At 72.8% G+C, this 24,310-nt stretch carries 15 protein-coding genes; 5 read left to right on the top strand and 10 right to left on the bottom strand.

What is annotated here, in order from left to right; all coding sequences use genetic code 11:
* Positions 1-224 precede the first annotated feature (224 nt).
* The 3 genes from ACOOHE_RS18165 to ACOOHE_RS18155 all read left to right on the top strand — a co-directional run bounded on the left by ACOOHE_RS18165 (position 225) and on the right by ACOOHE_RS18155 (position 4,277).
* Entirely contained in the window at positions 225-734 is a 510-nt protein-coding gene (locus ACOOHE_RS18165) for a hypothetical protein (RefSeq protein WP_420455509.1), read from the top strand.
* Positions 735-830: 96 nt separating this feature from the next.
* Positions 831-3,824, top strand: coding sequence for a T9SS type A sorting domain-containing protein (locus ACOOHE_RS18160; RefSeq protein WP_420455508.1), 2,994 nt, complete (start codon positions 831-833; stop codon positions 3,822-3,824).
* Between the two features lie 36 nt (positions 3,825-3,860).
* Positions 3,861-4,277 carry a DUF423 domain-containing protein gene (locus ACOOHE_RS18155; RefSeq protein ID WP_420455507.1) on the top strand — a complete coding sequence of 139 codons (417 nt, stop codon included), beginning with the start codon at positions 3,861-3,863 and terminating at the stop codon, positions 4,275-4,277.
* 8 nt (positions 4,278-4,285) lie between these two features.
* On the opposite strand, the gene ACOOHE_RS18150 is transcribed toward ACOOHE_RS18155, so the two are convergent.
* From ACOOHE_RS18150 to sprA, 7 genes are all read right to left on the bottom strand, one after another.
* Entirely contained in the window at positions 4,286-6,931 is a 2,646-nt protein-coding gene (locus ACOOHE_RS18150) for a carboxypeptidase-like regulatory domain-containing protein (RefSeq protein ID WP_420455506.1), read from the bottom strand.
* Between the two features lie 5 nt (positions 6,932-6,936).
* Positions 6,937-7,851 carry a FecR family protein gene (locus ACOOHE_RS18145; protein WP_420455505.1) on the bottom strand — a complete coding sequence of 305 codons (915 nt, stop codon included), beginning with the start codon at positions 7,849-7,851 and terminating at the stop codon, positions 6,937-6,939.
* Positions 7,852-7,989: 138 nt separating this feature from the next.
* A complete protein-coding gene (locus tag ACOOHE_RS18140; RefSeq protein WP_420455504.1) occupies positions 7,990-8,883 on the bottom strand; it encodes a hypothetical protein in 894 nt (297 codons plus the stop codon).
* Positions 8,884-8,930: 47 nt separating this feature from the next.
* The gene (locus ACOOHE_RS18135) at positions 8,931-9,572 is read right to left on the bottom strand and encodes a sigma-70 family RNA polymerase sigma factor (protein ID WP_420455503.1); all 642 of its coding nucleotides are present in this window, start codon (positions 9,570-9,572) and stop codon (positions 8,931-8,933) included.
* Positions 9,573-9,649: 77 nt separating this feature from the next.
* Entirely contained in the window at positions 9,650-10,006 is a 357-nt protein-coding gene (locus tag ACOOHE_RS18130) for a hypothetical protein (RefSeq protein ID WP_420455502.1), read from the bottom strand.
* A gap of 220 nt (positions 10,007-10,226) precedes the next feature.
* Entirely contained in the window at positions 10,227-11,006 is a 780-nt protein-coding gene (gene lipB, locus ACOOHE_RS18125) for a lipoyl(octanoyl) transferase LipB (RefSeq protein ID WP_420455501.1), read from the bottom strand.
* Between the two features lie 75 nt (positions 11,007-11,081).
* Positions 11,082-19,049 carry a cell surface protein SprA gene (gene sprA, locus ACOOHE_RS18120; protein WP_420455500.1) on the bottom strand — a complete coding sequence of 2,656 codons (7,968 nt, stop codon included), beginning with the start codon at positions 19,047-19,049 and terminating at the stop codon, positions 11,082-11,084.
* Between the two features lie 267 nt (positions 19,050-19,316).
* On the opposite strand from sprA, the gene ACOOHE_RS18115 reads away from it, so the two are divergent.
* Both ACOOHE_RS18115 and ACOOHE_RS18110 read left to right on the top strand, forming a co-directional pair.
* Positions 19,317-19,817 (top strand): YybH family protein, encoded by a 501-nt coding sequence (locus tag ACOOHE_RS18115; RefSeq protein ID WP_420455499.1) that lies wholly within the window; start codon positions 19,317-19,319, stop codon positions 19,815-19,817.
* Between the two features lie 99 nt (positions 19,818-19,916).
* Complete coding sequence (locus ACOOHE_RS18110; RefSeq protein ID WP_420455498.1) at positions 19,917-20,597, top strand: SDR family NAD(P)-dependent oxidoreductase; 681 nt, start codon at positions 19,917-19,919, stop codon at positions 20,595-20,597.
* A gap of 191 nt (positions 20,598-20,788) precedes the next feature.
* Here the strand turns inward: ACOOHE_RS18110 and ACOOHE_RS18105 are convergent, their stop codons facing one another.
* The 3 genes from ACOOHE_RS18105 to ACOOHE_RS18095 all read right to left on the bottom strand — a co-directional run bounded on the left by ACOOHE_RS18105 (position 20,789) and on the right by ACOOHE_RS18095 (position 24,248).
* Complete coding sequence (locus tag ACOOHE_RS18105; RefSeq protein WP_420455497.1) at positions 20,789-21,931, bottom strand: saccharopine dehydrogenase C-terminal domain-containing protein; 1,143 nt, start codon at positions 21,929-21,931, stop codon at positions 20,789-20,791.
* A gap of 137 nt (positions 21,932-22,068) precedes the next feature.
* Complete coding sequence (locus tag ACOOHE_RS18100) at positions 22,069-23,715, bottom strand: ABC transporter permease (protein ID WP_420455496.1); 1,647 nt, start codon at positions 23,713-23,715, stop codon at positions 22,069-22,071.
* Positions 23,709-24,248, bottom strand: coding sequence for a TIGR00730 family Rossman fold protein (locus ACOOHE_RS18095; protein WP_420457637.1), 540 nt, complete (start codon positions 24,246-24,248; stop codon positions 23,709-23,711). Before ACOOHE_RS18095 ends, ACOOHE_RS18100 begins: the two co-directional genes overlap by 7 nt.
* Positions 24,249-24,310 lie beyond the last annotated feature (62 nt).

Raw genomic sequence — 24,310 nt, 5'->3', positions numbered from 1 at the left:
GATGAGCGCCCAGCTTGGTTCGACAGCGACGACGGCGATGGTTGGCGAGGAGAACATGCCCTCGCGTGCTCGGTGGAGGAGGACACGAATTGGTGGTTGACAGGGGGCGAAGGATGTCCTACTGTTCACCAGTTGTGGGACCCAGCCATCGGGTGGTTTGTCGCGTGGCCGGCGAACATTCCCTGGGCCGTGTCGAGAGGCCTCTTCCTCCTTCTCTCTCAGTCATGTCCCGTTCCCCACTCGCGCTGTTCGCCGTCGTTCTCGCCCTCTCGGGCTGCGACACCGTCGGCGAGGTCCCCACGTTCGACGAGCTCCGGTCCCGGTACGGGTCGCTCGCCGAGAGCACGTTCCGGCTCTACGACGCCGAGGCCGACTCGACATACGTAGGGCCGGCCGCATACATCGTCAACGCGGGGGGAGACGGCTTTACAGGCCTTTCGCTTCTGACCGCCGACTACGACGAAAACAGTCTCTCGTCCGGCATCGCCCTCTCGCTGTCGTCTGAGCAATTCCGGTCGCCCGAGGTGGGCGACCAGTTCGACGTGTTGAGCGCCTACAATACGTTCACCTTGCAGTTCAATGGGTCCGATGGACAGGTCGAAGTGACGGCCGTCACCCCAACCGAGGTCTCCGGGGTGTTCTGGGTTGCTGTTCGTCCCAGCGACGGTCTTGGTATCGGCCGTCGCATTGTCGAAGGGGGCTTCCGGGCCCTCCATGCCGCAGAGCAGCAGTAGTTACCTCCGGTGGCATTGGGGCCGTCTCCATCCTGGCGGTCTTCGTTTCACCTATTCTCCGATAGCATGCGCGTTTTAGCTTTCCTCACCGCTGGCGTGTGTGTCTTAGCTCCGTCCATTGCGAGCGCCCAGTCCGCGACGCTCGCCGCCGAGCTCGACTACACGTACCAGCCGCTCGACCTCTCCGAGACGAACTCGGGCATCCTCGCCAACCGGCGCCCGCTCCTCGTCGATCCCGGGCGCTACGACGGGGTCCAGGGCTCCCAGATCCAGGCCACCCAGTGGAAGGCGCTCCACTACCAGCTCCGGAACAGCGCGGCGTCCCCGAGCTCGATCCCCCAACTCGCCACGCTCGACGCGGCGGCGGCCCAGGAACGGGCGGCCGGCCGGCTCCCGCTCGCCCTGACGTACCGGCCCTACGACTACATCGCGCCGGCCGACATCGCCGACGGCACGTTCGTCCGGACACCGGCCAACCAGCTCCAGGTCTCGCAGCAGGCCCGCCAGGAGGTCGAGGACCGGATCCGCCCGCCCGGCTCGCTCTACAACCTCTCGGCCGTGTTCGCAGGGACCGTCTACCACCACGTCCTCGAGGAGGAGCTCTACGCCGGGGGGGCCGTCGTCGGGGTCCCCACGACGTTCCGGCTCCCGACGGCCCTCTACCTCGCCCCAACTGGGACGGTTACGAACCTCCGGGTCGACCTCGGCGACGGGGGCGGGTACCGGCCGCTCACCGTGGGGGCCGACGTCGTCGCGACGTACGGCTCGACGGGGAGGAAGACGATCCGGTTCTCGGCAATTGTCGGCGGGCAGACGCTCACGTCCATCACGACGATCCTCGTGACGCGCCAGGTCGACATCGGCTCGTCGAGCTGCGCGGAGACGGCCACCAATCCGGCGCCCTCACAGGTGGTCTGCAACGTGACGCCTCGGTCCGGGCTCAGCTTCGACCCGGTCCGGGAAGACGGAGTCCCGTCTCGGTTCGCCGGGAGCCGGACGGCCAAGTACCACTACGCCGTCTACCTCGCCCCCAACCGGACGGCGCTCACCAAGCCCGTCCTCGTGCTCGACGGGATCGACCCCGGCGAGGTCCGGGTCACAGTCGGGAGCGGGTTCACGGTCAACGTGAATCCTCAGGGGTTCGATTACGTCACCCAGAGGCTCCTCAACGCAGAGAGCTCGATCAGCGACAACTTCTACAATCGCCTCCGCGACGCTGGGTACGACGTCGTCGTCCTTACGTACGACCAGTCGAAGGACTACGTACAGCGTAACGGGCGAGCCGTCGTGGACCTCATCGAACGGCTCGATGCGGAGCTCGCCTCGAACGGGGCCGCGGGCCGGGGAGGGACCAGCCAGGTCGAGTCCGTCATCGGGTTCAGCATGGGCGGGCTCGTCGGTCGGTACGCCCTCGCGTACATGGAGAGCCCGGGGTACCTCTCGGGCCGGTCGGCCCACGGCGTTCGTCTCTTCGTCTCCTACGATGCCCCGCAGCAGGGAGCCAACGTCCCGATCAGCACTCAGATCTTCCTCCACGAGGTCGTCAACAACCTGTTCACGAACGCGGCCATCGCCTTCACGTCGATAGGAGCAGAGATTCGCTCCCCGGCGATCCAGCAGCTCCTCGCGTACTGGGCCTACGGGCAGGGCCTCGACGTGACGACGACCGTGGCCACGCGGAACCCGCTCCGGGTCGAGCTCTACGATGACCTGCGAGCCCTCCAGGACTACCCCCAGCGGCCCCGGCGTGTCGCAGTGACGAACGGAGCGACGAACGGGACGGGCCAACGAACTCGCGTGGCTACGAGCGGGGCTATGGCACCCGGTGCGCCCCAGCTCCACATCGACGTCGGCGCCGGTTTCCTGTGGGGGCTCGTGAGCAAGGGGCTCCGGTTCAAGCTCTACGCCGCCAACCACACGGCGCAGACCGACGTGTACTTCCGCGAGTCGACCACCTGCATCCTCATTTGTTTCTCGAAGGAGCGGCGCGTCCGTCTTCAGACGCCGGCCGGCTACGACAGCGCTCCCGGCGGCTATCAGACTCCCTTCCCCAGGCTGCGAACCGACTTCGACTCCCGGGACAACCTCTTCGGGGTCATCGCCTACCTCTCCCCGCTCGGGTTCTACGCCCTCGCCGACATCCAAGACTCCGCCGACGGATTCTCGTTCATTCCCACTGTGAGCGCGGCCGACTACAACGCGACGTCGAAGACGCGGAGCGCCTTCCTCTCCAGCTACTTCGACGGCCAGGTCTACACGTCGCCCATCGACCCCGCCGCCCCTACGCGGACGCCGTTCCAGCGGGTGCTCACTACCGACCCAGCGCTCAACTACGGTCACACGGCAGTGACAGGTTCCATCGTGACCGCCTTGCTCGCGGAGCTAGCGACGACCCCACCCCCCCCGACGCCCGCCCCGCTGAACTTCCGTCGGAGCAACCCGACGGCGAACAACGTGCCCCCCGCGTTCGCCTGGGACGCCCCCGCTGGCGCGACGCCGACCTCGTACCGCGTGTACCGCCGGTGCTACCAGTCGAGCACGCCCGAGTGCATCCCGGCGACGCCGTGGCGCCTCATGGCCGTGACGACGGTCTCCTCGAGGACGTTCACCGACGCCTCGATCACGGCGCAGACGTCGGGGGCCATCTACGCCTTCCAGTACCACGCCCGAGCCGTGTACTCGGCGACCGAGTCGGTCGCCTCGAACGTCGTGGCCGTGAACGGCAAGACGAACCCCGGCCAGTCCCCGAGCGTCGGCGACAGCACGGCGTCCGAGTTGAGCATGGCCACGTCCGACAGGCAAGCGGTCGTGGCCGCTCCTCTCCCGGAGGTGTTCGCCGTCCTCGGCACACGGCCGAACCCTGCGCAGGTTGAAGCCCGCCTCCGCGTCGACCTCCCCGAGCCCGAACGTCTTCGGGTCTCCGTCTACGACGTGACCGGTCGGCTCGTGCTCCAACCCATCGAGGAGGACCGGCCGGGGGGCCACCATCTGATCGGTCTCGACGTCCGAGCGCTTCCGAGCGGCACATACGTCTACCGAGTCGAGGCCGGCACCGCTGTGCTGTCCGGGACGTTCGCCGTAGTCCGGTGAGCATGGAGAGGATCTTCGTCTTGGACGCAACGAGCCATGCTGTCACGAAAGGTGCGGGCTGAGCACGGCTGGCGGCTGGCCGCCGTCGCGGCGGCACTCGGCGGGCTGGCCGTCGCGCTCGGCGCGTTCGGCACGCATGGCCTGGCCGACGCGGTCTCGCCGGACCGGCTGGCGACGTGGCGGACGGCGGCGCAGTACCACTTGGTCCACGCCCTCGCGGCCGTCGGGGCAGGAGTCCTGGCAGCGATGCGCGGCTCTTCGTCGGCGCGGTGGGCTGGGTGGCTGTTTCTAGCCGGCGTCGTTCTGTTCTCGGGGAGCCTGTACGCGCTCGTCTTGCTGGACCTCGGCGTGCTCGGGGCCGTCGCGCCGCTCGGAGGGCTCGCGTTTGTCGCGGGGTGGGGAGCGCTGGCGGCGGCGCTGTGGCGGGACGGGGAGAGGAAGGGGCTCTCGTAACGGCGCCGCTACCACCGCAGCGCGAGGTCGACGGTGGGCAGCACGCCCGCGTCGTACACGTCGAGCGGAACGAGAGCGAAGCGGGCGTCCACCGGCGAGCCGCGCCGGCGCACGACGGCCGTCTGCTCGCGCGTGACGGCGTTGTCGCGGTCGAGCGCGTTGCGGACGGCGACCGACAGCGAGGCCGACGTCCGGCCCCACGCTCGAGACGCGGTCAGGCGGAGGTCGAGCCGCGAGATCGGCGCCAGCCGCTCGGCCTCGCCGTCGGCGCTCGCCAGCGGGTTGGGCGCGCCCGAGGCGACCGTCCACGCGCCCGCCAGCCGGACGCCCGGCAGCACGGGCCCGTCGGCCAGCAACGTCAGCCGTCCCAAGCGGTCCCAGTCGGCCGGGAACGGGGTGCCGCCGTCGAGGGCGGGGTGGCTCAGGTCGGCGCGGGCGAGCGCGGCGCTGGCGCCGAGGGTCCACAGGCGGATGGGGACGCGAGCGAGCGCCTCGATGCCTCGTGCCCAACCCCCGACGCCCGTCAGCCACGGCCGTCCAAGGACGGTCGCGTCCGTGCGCTGGCGGACGGCGCGGTCCTCGGCGTGGAACCAGAGCCCGCGTGTCCGCTTGGCGTAGGCCGTCAGGTGGAGCCCGGCGCCGATCTCGACCGTGGCCTCCGCGAGGTCGGCCTCGGTGACCGTGTCGTCGGTGTCGGAGAGCGCCCACGTCGCCGCCCCGGCCACGTCGCCCAGCGTCAGCCGGTGCACGAACTGGGTGGTCCGGCCGGCGGCGGCGGCGACGGCCAGCCCGGGCGCGACGGCGAGCCGGGCGCGCAGGCGCGGGCTCAGGCGCAGCCCGCCCACCGACGTGAGGTGCGCCCGGACGCCCGCGTCGAGGTCGAGGCCCGGCGCGGCGAGGCCGTCCCATCCGGCGTGGAGGTCGAGGCGCGTCGCGGCCTGATCGGCCACGTAGGTCGGCCGGGCGAGGGCGGCCTCCTCGTAGCGCTGGCGGTAGTGGTGGAGGCTGTAGCCACCCGAGGCCACGCCGTCGCCCCAAACGGCGTCGAGGCGTTGCGCGGCCAGCGCCTCCCCAAAGCCGTTGTCGTAGCCCAAGGTGTCGACCTGGAAAACGGCGTTGGCGCGGAACGAGAAGTCGTCTTGGGCGAAGCGGGCGTGGTAGACGCTGCCGCCGACGTGGGAGGAGAGCACCACGCGCGGGGTGAGCACGCGCCGGTCGGCCACGCTCGCCATCCCGCTGCCCCAGCGGTTGCGCGTGGCGACGGGGCGCCGGACCGCGCGGTCGCCGGTGGGGACGAGGCGGGTCGCGTCGAGCCGCGTGTCGTCGCCGCCGAGGTAGGCCGTGACGACGGTCCGCCCGCCGCCGACGCGCTCGTCGGCCGCGCCGAGGTGGACGTCCCAGAACGACGCCTCGGCGTGGGTGACCTCGACGACGCGGGAGGTCAGCTCGGCCGTCGAGGAGGGCAGCGGGCTCGTCCGCCGGAGCGCGCCCAAGCCCTGCTCGACGACCGCGCCATGAGCCCACGGCGCCGCCCCCAGCACCGACGCCCGCGCGCCGACGAGCGCCGTCGTCCGCCCCGGCCGCACCGGGACCGCGACGGCGCCCCGAACGGCCAGGCTCGACACGCCCGCCTGGACCACCGTCCGCCGCGGCGCGCCCGCCGCCGTGACGTACTCGATGGCCCCGCCGGGCGAGACCGCCACTCGCGCCGGCGCCACGCCGACGTGGAGCGCGACGGCCCGCAGCGCGTCGCCGTTGAAGGCGTCCACCAGCCCGAACAGGTGGTGCGGGTTGTACACCGGGACCCCGTCGAGGCGCACCTCGAAGGCGTCGCCCGGGCTCCCCCGCACGATGGGGCCGTCGCTAAAGAGGCCCGACGGCGCGACCGACGGCAGCCCTTCCAGCGCACGCAGTCCGCCGCCTTCGCCCACCGCGTCGAACCGGCCGGGCTGCGCCGCCCACGCCGTGTCGATCCGTGCCGAGAGCGAGGACGCGCTCACCACCACGACCGGCTGGGCCACGGCCTCGGCGCGCAGCCGGAACACGGCCGACCCGCCGCGCGGCGCCGCCGTCTGCGCCCGGTAACCGACGAACGACGCGGTCAGCGGGACCGCGCCGGTCGCGGCTGCGTCGCGGAGGGTGAGCACGAACGCGCCCGCGTCGTCCGCCGCGACGCCGCGCTGGCCGCCGTCCCAGGTGACGGTCGAGAACGGGAGCGGCTCGCCCGTCTCGTTGTCGAGCACGCGCCCGCGCACGATTCGCTGGGGCCTCGGCGCCGGGGCTGCAGGGGCCGCCGTCGGGGGCCGCCTCGGCGCGGGCACGAGCAGGATCCGCCGCCGCTCCCGGTCCGCCTCGACGCCGACGCCCTGCGCCGCCAGCGCCCGCCGGAGCGCGTCGGGCAGCGACACGGGGTCGGCGCGGACGTGGACGCGCTTGCCCGCCACGAGCGCGTCGGAGTAGAGGAACCGCCAGTCGGTGCGCGCCTCGACGTCCGTGATGACATCGCGGAGGGCACCGCCGTCGTAGGCCAACGTCTGCGCCTCGGCCGAGCCCACGGCCAGCGCGGCGAGCGCGAGCACGCGCAGGGACGGCCCGATCTGGAGGTGACCCGGCGGGCCGACCCCACGCGACGGGCAGACGGAGGCACGGCCCATCGAGGTCACCCCCGGACGAACCGGAAGCCGCCGTCCGTCGGCTCGAACCGGCCGCCCAGGATGCGGCCGAGGTCGGCGAGGGCCTGCTCCGCGCTGTCGAGGGCCAGCGCGCCCGAGACCGACTGGCCCGCCACGTCGGTGGGCAGCGTCACGGCGACGCCGAAGTGCTGGCCGATCTCGTCGGCCACGCGGCGGACCGACTCGCGCACGAACACGGCCTCGCCGCGCCGCCAGTCCAGCGCCGACTCGGCGGACGCTTGGGTGCGCGCCACGCCCGACGGGCTCGCAGTTGCCGCCTGGCCCGCGCCCAGCGTCACGGCCTCGCCCCCAGCCTCGACCGCGACCCGGCCCTCGTCCACGTACACCGCCGTCCGGCCGCCCCACGTGCTCACGTCGAACCGCGTCCCGAGCACGCGGACGGTCCCGGCCCCGGCCTCAACCGTGAACGGGCCGCCGGCGGTGACGGCGAAAAACGCCTCGCCCTCGACCCGGTACGCCCGCTCGTCGAGGCGCACCAACCGGCTGTGCGGGCGCAGCGTCACCGCTGTGCCGTCGGCCGCGCGGTACGTCTCGGCCGACATCGCGGCCACCGCCACCACGTCCGGCCGCGACGTCATCCACCACGTGCCGACGGCCAGCAGCACGCCCGCGGCAACGGCCCACCGCGCGACTCGCGCCAGGCGCAGCGCTGGCCGGTCTGGCGCAACCCGCTCGGGCCGAGTCCGCGCTGTCGGCGGAGGCCCGATCTCGGCCTCGATCCGCCCCCACAGCCGCTCCGAGACCTCCTCGCCGACCGCTGGCGGCTCCGACCGGACCGCGCGGAGGGCGGCGTCGAGCGGGTCCCGCTCGTCCGCCGGCTCCCCACGGTCGAGGCGCCGGGCGAGGTCGCGGTCGCGGTCATCGGAGGGAAGCGGAGGCACGGCGGTACGATACAGCCGAGACGGCTCGGGGGGTGGAGAGGACGGGAGGGGACGGAGGAGGGCGGGCCGAATCACCCGTCGCTCTCTCCGTCCCCTCCGGCTCGGTGGTGGCTCCTCTCGCAGGTCAGAGCCCCCGCCCTACGCGCTCCGGTCGGTCTCGCCGTCGGCGAGCGACACGCGGTAGACGCCCCGGAGGCCGAAGATGCGGAGCAGCGCGCGGCCGTTGCCCTCCAGCTCGACCACGCCCTCGACCTCGCGCGTCTGGGTCTCCCCGTTGCGGGTCACCTCGACCGTGAGCGTGTACGCGAGCTCGCCGCTGGCCGTCGGGGTGAGGCCGCCGTCGCCCTCGCGCAGCTGGATGTCCTCGCCGCTCAGGGTGATCGTGTAGGACCGCGATGCCGAGCCGTCGGGGGTGACGCGGGCGCGCGTGCCGGTGCGCGTCTGCCGGCCCGACAGGAGCGCCGGCGTGGCGTCGTCGGCGAGCTGGGAGAGCGCCCAGCGCCCGTCCTGCTCGAACGTCGACTGGCTCCAGCGCACGCTGTCGCGGCGCAGGGTCACGGAGCCGTTGCGGGTGCCCTCGAAGCGGACCGTGTCGACCGTGTCCCACATCGCGACCGGGCGGGGCACGAAACCGCCCGCGGCGTCGCGGTACTGGTACCCGATGCGGACGGCGTAGTGCTTCTTGACGACGTCAGTCTCGACGTTGCATTGGTACGAGACGACGTGCGTGCCGGTGGTCGCGTTGTAGGTGAGGCGGTAGTCGTTTCGGCAGGGGGCGTCGACGCGCGCGCCGCGCGGACCCCACGCCATGCCGCCGTCCGAGACGGAGGCGGTCAGGTCGCGGGCCGAGGCGACGAAGCCGCCGGTGTCCTCGGCGAGCGCCTCGGCGACGATCTGGGTGGCGTCGGCGATCTCGGCCTCGGTAAGGTCGGCCGGGGCCGAGTCGGCCGGGTCGAGGGTGGCGTCGCAGGCGGAAAAGAGGAACGCCGCGCCGAGCGCGAGGGCCAGCGGGCGGAAGGAGAACCGTGTCATGGAACAGGGGGGAATGGTGAAACTCGACGGACGACCCGTCGCCCGGACTACACCGCCGGGTCTCCGCTCCCCCTATTCCCGGGTCCATCTTTTTCGTCGCCCTTCAGAAACGGCGCCAGCCGGGCCCGGATCGCCGTCAGCGCCGCCGCCATCTGGTGCTCGACCGTCCGGGGGCTGACGCCCATGACCTCGGCGGCCTCGCGGTGGGAGAGGCCGTCGGTAAAGCAGAGCGTGAACGTCTGGCGTCGTCGCTCGGGTAGTGCGGCCACGGCGTCGGCGAGGGCGCGGCGGAGGTCGGCGAGGGCGGCCGGGTCGCCGGGCGCGTCGTCGGCGAGGTCGGCGTCCGGCAGCGGGTCCGTCCGTCCGGCGTCGCGGAGGTGGTTGAGCCCGCGCGTCAGGCCGATGCGGAAGAGGAGGCCCCGCAGCGAGCGGGCCGGGTCGATGCGGTCGCGGTGCTCCCAGATCCAGACGTAGGCCCGCTGGGCGACGTCCTCGGCGGCGTCCGGGCCGAGGCCACGCCGCGCGAGCGAGCGGAGCAGGTCGGCGTGGGTGGCGTCGAAAAAGCGCCGGAACGCTTGGGCGTCGCCCTCGCGGACGCGCGCCGCCAGGCCGCCGGGCTCGTCTCGGCCCCCCGCGCTGGCGAGGAGGGCGGCGAGCCACGCGGCGAGGGCCAGGCTGGGCGCAGTCATGGCCCCAAGCTATCGGCGCGGCGGATGGCGCGCGGCGCCGGCTCCCGGTCGGCGGCAGTCCCTCGCCCGCCCCCCAGCTACGCCGCGTCCTCGTCGAACAGGATCATGAAGCTCGGCCCGAGGTTGTTCTCGCGCGCCAGCGTCATCAGCACCTCGGCCGCGGCCTCCGGCGTCTCGTAGGTCCCGTATTCCTGGCCGTCGACGGCCAGCGCGTAGTCGACCTCGCCGTCCTCGTCGGCGTCGAGCTCCTCCCACTCGACGGCCTCCTCGATAAGGTACGTGTCGCGGTCGGGGTCGTACGACGCGAGGTACCGCTCGCGGACGCTCTCCTTGTCGATCAGGCTGACGTTGCCGAGCGCGCCGTACTCCTCGTCGTAGAAGAGGGCCTCGGCGAGGAGCTGGCGGGAAAACTGGTCGTCGTTGAAGGGGGGCATGGGCGCGGGGAGAGGGGTTTGGGGGAACGTACGCAGCGGCCCCGTCAAGTTGCCCCGGCGGCCACATTCTCCCCGGCGATCTCGCGGGGGCTCGCGGGACTGGGCTCGCTGGCGCTCGCGGGAAATGGGAACGGGGAACTGGGAAATGGCAGAGGGGAACGCGAGGTGGCGCGAGATGGGAATGGGGGCCATCCTTCGCTCACCGCTCACCGCTCACCGCTCACCGCTCACCGCTCACCGCGTCCCACGCCTCCGCGCCCGCCCGCTCCGTGACCGCCAGCCCCAGCCGGTCGGCGAGGTGCGCGAGCAGGCGGTCGGCGACGGCCTCCATCGACACGTCGTGGCCGGACTCCTGTGCCAGCGACGTCACCCCGCGGTCGTCGATGCCGCACGGGACGATGTGTTCGAACCACCCCAGGTCCGTCGTCACGTTGAGGGCCAGGCCGTGCATCGTGACCCAGCGGCTGCACCGGACGCCGAGCGCGCACACCTTCCGCTCGTCGCCCCGGGCGTCGGGCCCGACCCAGACGCCGGTCCGCCCAGCGACGCGGCCGGCCGTCACGCCCCACTCGGCGCACGTCCGGACGACGGCCTCTTCGAGCTCGCGGAGGTAGCGGTGCAAGTCGTGGAGCGACTCGCCTTCGGGCGTCGCCAGCCGGTCGAGGTCCACGATGGGGTAGACGACGAGCTGGCCCGGCCCGTGGAACGTGACGTCGCCGCCGCGGTCGACCGGGACGAACGTCGCGCCGAGCGCGTCGAGCTCGGCCTCGGTCGCCAGCAGGTTCGAGACGTTGCCGCTCTTGCCGAGCGTGAACACGGGCGGGTGCTCGACCACGAGCACGGCGTGCGGGACCGGCCGAGGCGGCTCGGCCCGCTTGGCGGCGACCAGCCGGTCCTGGAGCCGCTGCTGGAGCGCCCACGCCTCCCGGTACGGCACGCGGCCCAAGCGGAAGACGTCGGCCCTCTGAGTGGACTCGTGGACCTGTGGACGGGTGGACATGTGAAAGCCGGTCAGGCCACGGAGCGCCGTGGGCTCCGGGACACACGTCCACGAGTCCACACGCTCACGGGTCCACTAGTTGGAAAACAGAATCCGCAGGCTGACGCCGCCCGTGAACCGGTTCGTCCGGCCGGCCAGCTCCGAGTTGGTCTGCTCGTACTGGGCGATCAGGTTGGCCGTGACCTGGCTCGAGACGGTGTAGCTGATCTGGGGCGAGAGCTGGAGCCGGGACGTCTTCTGCGGTGTCTGCTCCGTGAGCTCGAGACCCTGGGCCGCCAGGATCACGTCCTGCTGGAGCGGGAGCCCCGTGAACGTCTCGTCGTCGGCGACGGCGGCCGTGAGCTGGAACCGGATCTGGTTGTTGATCCCCCGCAGCCCGAACAGCCGCATCCCCGTCCGGGCGTACGACAGGTCGACGCGCAAGTCGCGCGACGTCTTCTTGTAGACCTGGGCCGAGAGCGCCTGCAACGTGAACAGCGACGTCCGGTTGGTGGACAGGCTCGCCTGGATGTTCTTCTTGAACCCGAACGAGAGCCCGATGAGCGGCTGGAACCGCTCGTTCACCGTGACCGACGTCGGCTCGTCGAAGCCGTCGCTGGTCAGGGCCGCGCCGCCGGCGTAGACGGCGCCGCCCAGCTCGGCCGGGCTCTGGATAAAGCGGGCCGTCGAGTCGAACAAGGTCGAGAACTGCGTCTGCGACGTGGCCGAGTAGCCGTGCTGCAAGCTGATCTGGTTGGCGACCGCGCGCAGGATCGGGAGCCGCTCCAACCCGGAGTACGTCACGTTCCAGTTGGGGAGCGGGATCGGGAACAGCCCGTTCGGGCCGAACGCGCCGAACCCGCGCGCCAGCTCGCCCGCGAAGTCGTCGGCGTAGCCGGTCGGGGACAGGAACTCGGACTCGACGACGGCGCCGTTGACCGGGTCGGTCGGGACCGCCGCCGGGTCGTAGCGGTCGGCGTGGCGGTTGACGACGGCCTCGTAGCCGCCGCCGAACGCGAACACCGTGGACTCGCCCTGCCCCGCCCGCCGGCCGACCGAGCGGGTGACGCCGCCGCCGTCCTGCGGGCTCGCGATCGCGAAGTCGATCTCCTCCGACGAGCCCCAGGCCGTCCGCAGGCTGAGCCCGATGGACAAGCCGCGGAACGGCGAGAGCTGGGTCCGCACGTCGACGTCGTGGTTGGCGCCGAGCAGGTCCGAGAACTGGTTGAACGCGGCGTCGCTGGCGATCCGCTGGTCGAGCGCGATCTGGCGGTCGAGCCCCAAGCGGTAGGCCAGCGACGGGGCGTCGCCGGTCAGGGCCGAGAGCAGGCTGTATTCCTGGCCCTCGAGCCCGGACGTGGCCGCCGTCGTCGAGCCCCGGTACGTCAGCGTGACGTCGTCGACGCCCGTCGCTGCGAGGAACAGGCGCCGGGCGAGCCCGAACGGGCTGAAGCCGCCGCCGCCCCCGCCGGTCGAGTCGGTCGCGGCCACCACGGCCGGGCCGGCGGGCCGCTCCCAGCTGCGGTAGAACGGGAACAGCCGCCAGAACGTCCGCGGCGCGATCCGGACCGAGCTCTGGACCGACGCCGACGTGCCGGCCGAGGCCACGTCGAAGTCGGGCACGTTGTTCGTCACGTCGCGCCAGCTGTAGTTCGTCGAGACGCTGACGGGCTGGAGCTGGAGCCACGAGAGCCACTTGAGCCGGCCCGTGCTGATCCGGAGCGAGCCCGTCGCCTGCTGGGTGTACTGGCGCGTCCGGATGCCGCCGCTGAACACGTTCCCGAGGGCCTCGCCCAACGGCAGGACCTCGATGTTCGAGCCGCCCAGGATCTCGACGCGGTCGGAGGGGAAGGCGCCGCCCTCGAACCCGTCGAGCTCGGCGAGCAGGTCCTGGTAGACCACGCTCGTGTCGGAGCGGGCCTGGGACGGGCTGAGGTCGTACTCCCGCGAGAACCCGCCGTCCCGCTCGCGGACGAGCACGCGGAACTCCTCGCGCTGGCCGGCCCCGCCCAGGTCCTGGTCCGTGTTCGACCCGAACGAGAGCTGCAAGAACGGGAGCGGCGTGTACTGGACGTTCATCTGGCGGCCGTGCTCGAACCGCTGCGTCCGCCGGACGAGCGCGCGGAAGTCGCGGACCGATTGGGGCTCGTTGAGGAACTCGGTGCCCAGCCGCTGTTGGCTCGCCGTCAGGCTCCGCTGGGCGTCCGTCGACAGCGTCAGGCTCTGGGGGAGCAGGTTCAGCCGGAGCCCGCCGACGGCGCTCCCCAGCAGCGGGACCGACCGCGTGAACCAGAACGGGGCGACGGCGAACGGCTTCTGCACGGCCACCCGGTAGTTCAGCGTGCCCGTCCACGAGTCCGACTCGCTCAGGCTGTTCGACGGGTTCGTCCCCTCCTGCGACGAGAGCGAGTACGACGCCGAGAGCCCGTCGAGCGAGTAGCGGAGCCACGGCGACCGGCTCCCCGACTTCGACACCTGGACCCGGACGTTCTGCGACGACGTCTCGGTCCGGGCCCGGGCTAGGATCGCCTCGGCCCGGAGCTCGGGCGCGAGCGCCCCGCTGCCCTCGACGACCTCGGCCTGGCGCGCGGCCTCGACCAAGTCGTCCAGGCGGACGTCGCCGTTGTCGGGGTCGAACCGCGGCGTCGAGTTGTTCCGCGTGAGCGAGTACGAGACCGGGATGCTCCACCCGAACCGCTCGGGCAGCAGCTTGTGCGCGTTGAACGACGACGTCAGCGTGAACGCCGACTGCTGGGCGAACGCCCGGCCGCCGAGCGCCCCGCCGAGCTCGCCGAACCCGTCGTCGGTGAAGCTGACGCGGGCGTTGAGCGCGGCCACGTCCGCCAGGGCCACGTTCGCCGTCAGGAACCCGCTCGCGCCGCCGGCCTCGTCGTAGCCCGTGACCCGGAGCTCGTTGAACCACAGCGAGACCGTGTCCACCTTGGCCGACCCGCCCGGCCCGTTCCGCACGCCGAGCACGACCGTCCGGATGTCCTGGATCGACGGCTGGCCGCGGACGGTGATCGTCGCGCCGGGCGGCGTCCCCTCGGGGTCGGTGATCGTGAACCGCTCGTCGAGCGGGGCCCCGCTCTGGTCGCGCTCGAGCTTGGCCCGGTTGAGCTCGGCCAGGACCACGTTGATCGGGTTGAGGTCGACGCGCTCGCCGTTCACCATCACGTTCGTCTGCCACAGGCTGTCCGACTTGGCGCACACGAACGACCCGTTGCAGTCGCCCATGACCGTGCTCAGGTCCTCGGGGTCGAACGGGTAGACGGGCTGCTCGATCTCGTAGTAGTTCTGGGTCTCGTCGTCGCCGAACCGCAGGAACACGCGCATCGAGTCGCGACGCTCGAACCCGTCGCCGTGGATGGCCGCCCGCAAGTTCGAGTACTTCGTGAGGTCGAGCGGGCGCGTGGCGTAGGACCGGGCGAGGCCGGCGCGGCGGCCGTCGACGAGCCCCTCGGCGCGGAAGACCAGGGCCTGCTCGCGCGTCGCCCGCAAGCTGCCGGACTGGGTCCGCGTCGTGTTCTGGATGGTCCCCTTCGGGATGGCGTAGATCGAGGCGTTCTCCTCGTTGTTGATCGACTCGATAAAGAGCTGGGGCGCCAGCCCGGTCGTCGCCAGCGTGTCGTCGTCGGCGCCCTCGGGCACGAACCCGATCTCCTCCGACTTGAGCCATTGGCTCCCGACCAGCTCGAACGACGCGATCCGCAGCGTGGCCGGCTTGTCGTGGCCCGTCGTCCACAGGCGGACGGCCTCGATGCGGGAGAAGTCGTCGGGGTCGATGTCGACCGACTCGCGGTTCTGGGTCCGGACCGGGATCCGCAGGAGGTACCACGTCTGGGGCTGCTCCAGGACGGTCGTGGTCGTGAGCGTGTTGAGGAAGAACGGGCTCGCGGCCAGGCCGGCCGGGTCGAGCGGGATCTCGTAGCGGTGGAAGGACTCGGCCTGGTCGAGCGTGTTGTTCTCGTTGATGTCCTCGGAGTTGGGCAGGACCGAGACGCCGGCGCCGCCCGCGTTCAGGTTCTTCCGGGCCAGGGCCGAGTTGAGCTCGTAGGCCGGGTAGTAGTGCGCGAACCGCTCCTGGATCGAGGCGCCCGCCGGGCCCGGGTACAGGCTCTGGTCGTTGAAGCGGACGTCGTCGAAGGGGTAGAAGTCGTCGCCGGCCGGGTCGTCGGCGGCGCGGAGCTGCTCCGGCGAGCTCGGGGTCAACGTGGTGAGGAACGCGCTGAACTGGCCCGCCTCGTCGACGGGGTACGGCGCGGTCGGCGACAGGCCGGCGCGGGAGGGGAGCCCGTCCAGGCCGAGGTCCTCGGTCCGGTCGGTCTCGTCGAGGAAGTCGACGAACCCGTTCGTCCGGCCGGTCGGGCGGCGGCCCCAGGCGTCGAGGTCGGCATCGCCGTCGCCGGTCTGGATCCCGTCCTCGGAGTTGAGCGACCCGTTGGGCAGGACGTCCTCGTTGATGAGCCCCAGGTCGAGGTACATCCGGGCGCCGGGCGAGATCGGCTCGGTCCCGTTGCGGCCGCCGAGCGGCGAGACCAGGATCTCGACGAACTCGATGTTGTTCTGGCCGTCGAAGTTCGAGTACGAGCTCTCGATCGAGCGGACGAACCCGCCCCACACGTCGGTCGGCTGCTGGTCGAACGCGCCGCCGGTCAGGCCCCGGTTGAAGTTGTACGGCCCGCGCCGGGTCGGGTCGAAGTAGAGGTCGAGCAGGTCGAGCTGGAAGTCCTCCTCGCGCGAGTTCGTGAACGCCCGCTCGGGGAACAGAGCGCCGGCCGCGACGGGCTGGGTGGCCGGTGTCAGGTTGTTGCCGAACCCCTCGGTGCGGTACGCCGACTGCAAGATGGTGTACCACGCGAACAGGCCGCGCCAGTTCGACTTGAGGACGGGGTCGGTCACGTCCGGCTCCTGGGCCGAGCCGTCGCGCGTGCCCTCGGGGCCGGCGTCCTCGGGCGGCGCCGCGATCCGCCAGCCGTCGGTAAAGCGGAGCGCCGTGTAGGCGTTCTCGCTCCCCTCGAAGTCGTCGACGTAGCTCACGCCGGACTGCTCGTCCTCGGAAAAGTCCAGGCCCTGGTCGCGGAGCGCGTCGCGCGCGCGGCCGAACGCGATGGTCTCGGGGTGGCCCGGGCTGAGCCGGGCGACCTCGCCGCGGAGCTCGATCCGGGACGGGGCCCGCGTCTGAAGGAGCGGGAGCGCGTCGACGGCCCGCGTCAGCCAGCGCGGCTCGGCCCGGAAGATCCCGTCGAGCCCGACGATCGTGTTGTTGAGGGCCTCCTCGCCGATCCGGAACTTGTCGCCGAGCGGGCGCTCGGCCAGCCGCATCACGGTCGCGCCCAGCCCGATGTCCTCGCTCACCCGGTAGTCGGCCCGCAAGCCGACGAGCGTCTTCGAGCCGATCGAGAAGAACTTGTTCTGCTCGACCGAGACCGCCACGCGCTGGCCGTCCAGGAGGAACTGCGGGTTGACGATCTCGACCGTCCCCGCCGTGTAGTTCACGCGGTAGTCGCTCCCCTCGGTGAGCTCGAGGTCGCCCGAGGTCACGCGGACGGTCCCCTCGACCAACTGGAACCCGATGTTGAACACGGACTGCGTGGCGCTCTTGAACTCGCCCTCGACGCGGTAGTTGGAGAGCGGGAGGAGCCGGCGTCGGGCGTTGTCCGTCGTGAGGTCGTAGAGCGTCGCGCCGCCGGGCTCGGCCGCGTCGTCGAGCGTGGGGACGTAGGTGGCCACGGCCTGGGCCGGCGTGAGCGACCCGGGGAAGCTCACCGAGATCCGCCCGTTGTCGGCCGGCGCCCCGATGGTCCCGACCGTCCAGCCCGTCTCGATAAGGTTCCGGAGGTAGTCGCCGAACGGCTGGCGGACGGGGAAGATGACCCGGCCGTTGCTGGGGTTGATGGTCACGCCCGAGGTGAAGTCGAAGATGCCGTCGGGCGCCGCGAGCCCCTGCTCGTTGACGCGGTCGAGCCCGAGGACCTCGATGAACGGCCGCTGCTCGAACTGGAGCTCGTCGGCGAGCGGGGCGACCGAGGGGCTGCTCCCGGCCGGCTCGTAGGTCACGCCGAGCTGGAACGTGGTCGGGTTCAGGCTCCGCCCGCCGACGCGGTAGACGTTCCGGAGCGTCAGGTCCCACAGCGGGTCGGCCGGCTTGGGCCGGTCGGCGCGGACCAGCTTGAGGATCGTCCGCGTCGTGTTCCGCGAGCTGTTCGGGGCCGGCTGCCCGTAGTCGCCGACGGTGACGCGGCGGCCGTCGGTCGTCTCGTACTGGTAGGCGACGGCGATGAGGTCGCTGTCGGTCAGCGACGTCGCCAGCGAGATCCACCCGAGCTGGGCGTCGAACGTGTAGTCGATGTTGGCCCGGAGCCGCTTGAACACGTTGTTGGCGAACGCGCCCGACGCCGGGATCCGCCGCCCGACCTGGCCCGACAAGGTCTCGACGGTCGTCGTGGACCCGTCGCTGCGGATCCCGTTGAGCAGCTCCGGCGCGTACTGGTCGAGGGCCGGGTCGGGCAGCGGGGCGGCCTCGTTGGCGTAGCGGCCCGTCACCGGGTCGAGCTCGCCGAGGTACGCCTCGCCGCCGTCGAGCACGTCGAACCCGGTGAACCTCGGGGTCCCGGCGACCGGCTCGCCCAGGTCGGCCAGGGCGACGGCCCACGTGGTCTCGATGTTCTCGTCGGTCGAGTTGATCAGGCCCGGCTCGTGCTTCCACACCTCGATCCCGACGAACCGCAGCAGGCCCGGCGGGAGCTGGGGGCTCTGGGGCCGCTCGTGGGCCCGGTCCCACCAGTTGTGGAAGGCGTACCCGAGGAAAAGGTGCGTGTTGTCCTCGTACTCGTACGGGGCCAGCGAGAACGTCTGGGCGTCGGCGCCGCCCTCGAACACGCGGTCGACGGTCTCGGCGTCCTGCTGGCTCGCGACCGCCGTGACGGCGAGCGGGCCGAACTGCAAGTCGGTCCGCAGCCCGAACAGCCGCTGGCCGCCGCGGATGAGCGTGGCCGGCGTCTGCAAGAACACGTTGCCGGCCTCGATCCGCTGGACGATGTCGTCCTCGTAGCCGGTGTAGACGAGGGACACCTGGTTCTCGAAGTCGAACTGGCTCTGGGTGTCGTAGTTGACGTTGATCGCCAGCTTGTCGCCGATCGTCCCGGCCACGTTGAGGTTGAGCTCCTGGCCGAAGTCCGGGGCCAGCGGGCTCGAGTTGGGCCGGAGCGCGTCCTGCAAGTCGTTCTGGTCGTAGCGGACGCCCAGGTTCACGTTCGACGTCCCGTTGACGGTCAGGGCCACCTCGTTCTTGCCGAAGATGGTCGAGAACGCGCTCTGGTCCCCGCCCGGGATGTCGACGGCGAACCCGAACCCGCTCCGCCGGGCCTGCTGGCGGTCCGACCGCTGGGCCGCCAGCGTCCGGAACTGGTCGCCGATGGCCTCGACGCGCCGGGCCGCCAGGAACTCGTCGAGCGTGAACGTGGCCGGCGTCCGGACGTCGGCGTCGCCGACGACCTCGCGGACGCGGTAGGCGTAGGCCGACGTGTCGAGCGTGACGTCGCGGCGCCAGTACGCCCCCAGTCGGCCCCGGATGCCCGGCCGCCACGGCGGGACGACGGACACGGCCGGCGCGTCCCGGACCGGCTCCGGGAAGTAGGCCCGCGCGCGCACCGTCGAGTCGGCGTCGGTCGTGTCGGCGGCCACCTCGACCGTGTCCGGGACGATCAGGAGGAACTCGTCCGACGGCGCCTCGGGGGCGGCCGGGAGCGCGAGGCCGTCCACGCGGGGCCGACCCTCGTCCGTAGCGACCGTGTCGGCGGCGGCCGGCTCGGCGTCGGTCGAGTCGGCGTCGGTCGTGTCGGCCGCCAGAGGCGGGGCCAGCGGGAGCGGCCGGTCCAGCGGGAAGGTCGGGGCGGCGACCGTGTCGGTGTCGGCCGGGGCGAGCCAAGGCCACCCAGCGGGGCCCGCCTCGGCCGTCCGGTCCGGCCGGGCGATCAGGGCGAGGAGGCCGCCCAGCGCGAGCACGCTGAGCGAGACCGCGAGGGGGCGGGAGGGGCGGGTCCGCGGGGACGGATCGCGCACGGCGTGGGGTTCGGCTACGGGCAGACGCGGGGCGGTCGCCGAGCGACCACCGGGGCGTCAGGGGAACAGGCAGGGCGTAGCGAACGCGGCGATACGGCGTGGGCGAGCGGACGGGACGGAGGGGGCGGCGCGGCCGTGCGGCCCAGCCCTCCCTCGGGGACTGCCGAAGCTACCGGCGGTCTCGGAGGCCGACAAGGGAGCTTCTGTGTGCCCGGCCCAACGGGCGCCCCGCCGTGCGTAGTCTGCCGGCCCGCCCCGTCGCCGCCGATGTCCCCTCCGTCGCTCCCCCGGTTCTGCCGCGCCGTCGCCCTCCCGCTCCTCGTCGCCGTGGCCGGGTGCGCCGGGTCCGGGCCGGCGACCGCCCCTCCGGCCCGGGTGGACGCCGCGGCCGTCGAGGCCGGCGTCCGGGCCACGCTCGGAGCCCAGGTCGAGGCGTGGAACGCCGGCTCCGTCCGCGGCTTCATGGACGGCTACGCCCGGACCGACACGCTCACGTTCCTGTCGGGCGGGACGGTCCGCGCGGGCTGGGAGGAGGCGCTCTACGGCTACGTCCGGAGCTACCCCGACGCGGCGGCCATGGGCCAACTCGCGTTTGCCGACCTCGTCGTCCACCCGCTCGCGGCCGACCGGGCGCTGGCGTGGGGTCGGTGGCGCTTGCAGCGCGAGGGCGACGCCCCGGGCGCGGGGCCGGGCGGCCTGTTCACGCTCGTCCTGGCCGCCACGCCCGACGGCTGGCGCGTCGTCCACGACCACACGTCGTCCGAGTGAGGGCGACGGAGCGGGGACCGGGCCCGACGATCCGGCATCTCTCCACACGCCGTTCCGACACGTGAGGCATCTTGTGGTCCGCTCACACCCGGTGCTCTGATGTCCTCAAACGCCCCTGACCTGACGGGCCACGTCGTCGTCGTGACCGGCGCCGATGGTAGGCTCGGTCGCGTCGTCGCCCACCACCTCGCCGAGGCCGGCGCCCGCGTGGCCGGGCTCGACCGGACGGCCCACGGCACCGGCGACCTCTCCGTCCAGGCCGACGTCACCGACCCGGCCACGGTCGACGACGCGCTCGCCCGAGTCGCCGACGTGCTGGGCGAGCCCGACGGCCTGGTCCACGCGGTCGGGATGTGGGCCGGGGAGCCGTTCGTCGAGACCTCGCTCGCCGACTGGCAGACGGTCCTCGATGTCAACCTGACGAGCACGTTCGTGGTGTTCCAGGCCGCCGTCCGGCGGCTGGTGGCGGCTGGGCGAGCCGGGCGGCTGGTGGCCCTCGCGTCGGGCCAGGGGGCGGACCGCGGCGCGGCCGAGCAGGCGGCCTACTCGGCGTCGAAGGCCGGCGTCGTCCGGCTCGTCGAGGCCGTCGCCGCCGAGTACCGGACCGACGAGATCTCGGCCGCCGCCGTCGCCCCGTCGATGATCCTGTTCGGCGAGGAGGACCCGGACGCGCGCGGCGTCGAGGCCGACGAGATCGCCCGTCTGTGCGTCACACTGTGTGGCCCGGCCGGCGATGTCCACAGCGGCTCGGTGCTCCGGGCGTACGGGTCGATGCGGTAGGGGGCCCGCGGGGGGCTCGCTCCGCTCGCGGGGAATGGGCCCGCTGGCGCTCGCCGGAACGGGGAAATGGGAACGGGCAGAGGGGAGCGGCGGGGGTGCTTTGTGAGCAACTCGGTGGCCCGTCGGTGATGCGAGCGGTCGGCGACGGACATCTTGCCCGTCCCCCGTCCCCCGTCCCCCGTCCCCCGTCCCTACACCGCCACGGCGGGCACCCAGCGCTCCTGGGCCGCGATGCCCCGCGCCGCCAGCCGCTCCAGGAACGGCTCGGCCGGGAGCACCTGGTCCGCCGGGCCGACGCCGCCGCCGGGGAGCGCCCGGCCCGCCAGCAGGAGCGCCGCGACCGACGCCGGGAACCCGGTGCACCGCTGCATCGCCGAGAGCCCGCCCTCGGTGTCGCAGCGGTCGACCATCTCGTAGACCCGCGTCCCCTCGTCGCCGTCGCGGACCCCGTCGACCTCGATCCGGAGCAGGACGGCGTCGTCGTAGGCCCCACCGAGGCGCTTGCGCAGGCGGCGGACGAGGACGTCGCGGTACGTCAGGTGCGTTCGGACGTCGAGCGAGGTCCGGTCGGCCAGGCCGAGGTCGAGGACGAACCGCATCCGCTCGGCGTGGCCGGGGTACCGGATCGTCTTGACGTCCAAGCTCCCGACGCGGCCTTCGAGCGCCTGGGCCAGGCTGCCCAGCCCGGCCCCGGTGTAGAACGCCTCCATCGTCCCGAACCCGTCGACCTCGACGGGCTCGAGCCCCGTCAGCGGCTCGCGCGTCTCGATCTGGCCGTTGACCAGGACCGGCGCCGGCTGGGTGTAGTCGTCCAAGAGCCGCTCGGCCGAGTGGGCCAGCCGGTGGCGGAACGGCTCGGGCGGCGTCAAGGGCACGTCGCCGACGCGGATCCGGACGGCCCGGGCCTCGTCCATCGCGTCGACCCCGCGCATGGCGAGCACGCCGACGAGCCCGGGCGCCAGCCCGCACCCGGTCACGACCCACCGCTGGCGGCGCTCGGCGAGCTCCGTCAGGCCGTCGTCGGCGAGCGGGTTGCCGAGGTCGACGAAGTGGGCGCCGAGGTCGAGCGCCAGCCGGGCCAGCCGCGCCGAGTGCTCCGGGCCGACGCACGACACGACGCACACGCTCCCGGACACGATGGGCTCGAGGGCCTGCGCGTCCCGAGCGTCGGCCTCGTAGGTCCGCAGGCCGGGGTGGGCGTGGGCGGCCCGGAAGGCGCGCAGCGTCGACGGGTGGGCCTCGCAGACCTGGACGTGGGACGCCTCGCCGCTCCGGGCGAGGTCGACGGCGACGGCCGTGCCGATGGTGCCGGCTCCGAGGACGGTGATCTTCATGCCCAAAGGTAGGCGGACTCGGGCGCGGGAGGAAAGCGCTTACGCGGGGGGACGCTCGCGGGCGCTCCCCGCAAGCGGGGCCGGCGCGCGGAACGGGAACGGGCCGAGGGGCGCCAGCTGGACGGGTCCCTCACCGCTCACATCCCGACGCCCCGCCCGCCGAGCCGCCGGCTCGCGACGACCGCCAGCGCGACGAGCGCCATCAGCAGCACGCTGTACGCGGCGGCCTGGCCGAAGGCGAAGATCCGGAGCTGCGAGAACACCTCGACAGCGATGGGCCGGTTGGCGTAGACGTAGAGCATGATCGAGGCCACGAACTCGCCCAGCGCCGTCACGAACGTGAGCAGCCCGCCGGCCACCACGCCGGGCCCGATGGCCGGCAGCACGATGCGCCGGAACGTGGCCCAGCCGCCCGCGCCGAGGTCGGCCGAGGCCTCCGCCAGCCGGTCGTCGAACGATTCGAGCGACGCTTGCGCGGCCCGCACCACGAGCGGCACGTGGCGGACGAAGTAGGCGAGGGGCAGCAGCCACGCGGTCCCGATCAAGACCGCGCCGCCTGCCAGCGCCGTCGGCTCGTCGAACAGGACGAGCAGGCCGAGCGCCAGCACGGTCCCGGGCACGGCGAACGGGAGCAGCGACAGGGCCCGGAGCACGCCTCGGCCCGGCACTCGGCCCTTGACGATGACGACGGCCGTCGCCACGCCGAACACGACGTTCGCCGCCGTCGCCAGCGCCGCCATCCACAACGAGCTGGTGATCGGCGCGAGCACGTCGGGCTCGGTCGCGAGCGCGGCGTAGTTGGCGAGTGTGAACGTGTCGGGCAGCACCTGGGTCGTCCACGAGCCCTCCTCGACGAACGACAGCAGAACGACGGTCGCGACGGGCAGGAGCACCACGACGAGCGCGAGCCCGACGAGCCCGCCGGCCACCACGCGGGCGCCTCCGCGCAGCGGCCCCGGCCGTCGGCCGACGCCCTTCCCCGCTCCCCCCGCCCGGACGCCTCGGGCCTCGGCGCCGACCAGGAACAGCAGGCAGATGCCCGTCAGTACGACCGAGACGGCGGCGGCCCGGTCGAGCGCCCCGTTCGTCTTGAACTGGTAGATCTGGGTCGTCAGGAACGGCTCGCCCTCGGCGAACAGCAACGGCGCCGTGAACGAGGCCATCGACAGCATGAACACCAGCAGCGACGCGCCGACGAGCGCCGGCCGCAGGAGCGGCAGCACGACGCGCCGGAACGTGGTCCAGGCGCCGGCCCCGAGGTCGGCCGAGGCGTCGAGCAGGGAGGCGTCGAGGTCGCGGAGCGCCGCGCCGACGAACAGGTAGAAGTAGACGTAGAACACGTAGACGTGGACCGCCAGCACGGCGCCGACCCCGCCGAACGAGACCGGCACCTCGTCCAGCCCGAACGCCGCTTGGAGCGCGCGCGGCAGCATCCCGGACTCGCCGTACAAAAACAGGAACGCCAGCACGCCGACCAGAGGCGGCAACGCCAGCGGCAGCGCGGCGACCGCGCCCAACGTCCGCCGGAGCGGGAGGTCGTAGCGCCAGAGCGCCCACGCCAGCGCCGTCCCGACGGCCCCGCCGAGCGCGACCGTCCCCAGCGACACGCCGACCGAGTTGACGAGCGCCCGCGTCCCGGCCGCCCGTCCACGCCCGAACAGGTCGGCCAGGAGCCCGCCGTCCAAGCCCAGCCGGAACGTCTCGACGTTGGGCCACAGGACGTAGCCGACGAGCACGGCGGCGACGGGCACGGCGAGCGCCCACCCGGCGCGGCGGCTCAGCACCCGAGCAGCCGGCCGACGAGTGCCTGGGCCGTCGCCTCGACCACGACCGCGTTGCGGCGGTCGGCCGTAACGAACCCCTCAGCGACGGCGTGGTCGAGCCAGCCGACGAGCGGCACGTAGTAGCCGTCGACGTCGAGGAGCGCGCACGGCTTGGCGTGGATCCCGAGCTGGAGCCAGGTCAGCGCCTCGGCGATCTCTTCGAGCGTCCCGAGCCCGCCCGGCATCGCGACGAAGGCGTCGGCGAGGTCGGCCATCGTCGCCTTCCGCTCGTGCATCGTGGACACGACGTGGAGCGCGGTCAGCCCGGCGTGGCCCACCTCGCGGTCGACGAGCGCCTGCGGGATCACGCCGACGACCTCGCCGCCCGCCGCGAGCGCCGCGTCGGCGACGACGCCCATCAGCCCGACGCGCCCGCCGCCAGTGACGATCCCGACTCCGGCCTGTGCGAGCCGTTCGCCTAGCTCCCGAGCCGCGTCGGCGTAGGCAGGGCGGAGGCCGGGCCGCGAGCCGCAGTAGATGCAGACGCGGCGGATCTCGGGCGAGGTGGCGGTCACAGCTGCAAGCTAGCCCGAGCGCGTGGCGGCCGTTGCGCCCC

Source organism: Rubrivirga sp. (assembly GCF_965213695.1).
In the GTDB taxonomy this organism is placed as follows: Bacteria; Bacteroidota; Rhodothermia; order Rhodothermales; family Rubricoccaceae; genus Rubrivirga.
The sequence above is the reverse complement of the archived record's forward strand: the minus strand, read 5'-3'. Positions and strand labels throughout refer to the sequence as shown.

What these genes read in the sequence shown, in the direction of transcription:
- ACOOHE_RS18165 (WP_420455509.1), top strand. Translation starts at nt 225, where the DNA reads ATGTCCCGTTCCCCACTCGCGCTGTTCGCCGTCGTTCTCGCCCTCTCG.
- ACOOHE_RS18110 (WP_420455498.1), top strand. Translation starts at nt 19,917, where the DNA reads ATGTCCTCAAACGCCCCTGACCTGACGGGCCACGTCGTCGTCGTGACC.
- ACOOHE_RS18130 (WP_420455502.1), bottom strand. Translation starts at nt 10,006, where the DNA reads ATGCCCCCCTTCAACGACGACCAGTTTTCCCGCCAGCTCCTCGCCGAG.
- ACOOHE_RS18150 (WP_420455506.1), bottom strand. Translation starts at nt 6,931, where the DNA reads ATGGGCCGTGCCTCCGTCTGCCCGTCGCGTGGGGTCGGCCCGCCGGGT.
- ACOOHE_RS18155 (WP_420455507.1), top strand. Translation starts at nt 3,861, where the DNA reads ATGCTGTCACGAAAGGTGCGGGCTGAGCACGGCTGGCGGCTGGCCGCC.
- ACOOHE_RS18140 (WP_420455504.1), bottom strand. Translation starts at nt 8,883, where the DNA reads ATGACACGGTTCTCCTTCCGCCCGCTGGCCCTCGCGCTCGGCGCGGCG.
- ACOOHE_RS18135 (WP_420455503.1), bottom strand. Translation starts at nt 9,572, where the DNA reads ATGACTGCGCCCAGCCTGGCCCTCGCCGCGTGGCTCGCCGCCCTCCTC.
- ACOOHE_RS18105 (WP_420455497.1), bottom strand. Translation starts at nt 21,931, where the DNA reads ATGAAGATCACCGTCCTCGGAGCCGGCACCATCGGCACGGCCGTCGCC.
- lipB (WP_420455501.1), bottom strand. Translation starts at nt 11,006, where the DNA reads ATGTCCACCCGTCCACAGGTCCACGAGTCCACTCAGAGGGCCGACGTC.
- ACOOHE_RS18115 (WP_420455499.1), top strand. Translation starts at nt 19,317, where the DNA reads ATGTCCCCTCCGTCGCTCCCCCGGTTCTGCCGCGCCGTCGCCCTCCCG.